Here is a 601-nt window from a genome sequence, read left to right as displayed (position 1 = left end):
CCTTTGACTGGCGGAATTATGAGTACTCAAAAAAGCCGTTTGCTTTCAACAACGATGAAGCCGGGTTTGCTGCATTTAAGGCATGGATGGAAGACATGGCAGACAAACATGGTAAAGAGTCGGTGATTCCAGGTATGGAACCTACCGGTCATTACTGGCTGAACCTTGGAGCGTACCTGCAGGAACAGGGAATGAAGCCGGTGCATGTGAATCCGCATCATGTAAAGAAGTCCAAAGAACTGGATGATAACAACCCGAATAAGAATGACCGTAAGGATCCAAAAACAATTGCGGGACTGGTAAATGAAGGAAGATTTTCGTATCCATATATCCCAACAGGGATATACGCAGAGATCAGAAATCTGTCAAATCTTCGTATTCAGACGCAGGAAGAACTTACAAGGATCAAAAACCGGATTGCCCGATGGTTCAGTATTTATTTTCCGGAAATAAAAGACGTTTATAAAAACCCGGATGCTGTAAGCGGGATGATGGTGATCAAAAAGGCTCCGTTGCCATGTGACATAAAAGAACTTGGCGTAGATGGTGTAAATCAGGTATGGAGGGATGCAAAGCTGAAAGGCGCTGGCTTAAAGAGGGC

General features: G+C 44.4%; 1 protein-coding gene. It reads left to right on the top strand.

All coding sequences use genetic code 11. From position 1 onward, the window contains the following. Positions 1-601: IS110 family transposase (locus ACTNEW_RS16335; protein WP_441062865.1), on the top strand; the 601-nt coding region annotated here is incomplete at both ends.

It is taken from the genome of Blautia sp. HCP3S3_G3, from assembly GCF_052063365.1.
Lineage (GTDB): Bacteria > Bacillota > Clostridia > Lachnospirales > Lachnospiraceae > Blautia_A.
Note: the sequence above shows the minus strand (reverse complement) of the source record. Positions and strands in the feature narration are given on the sequence as shown.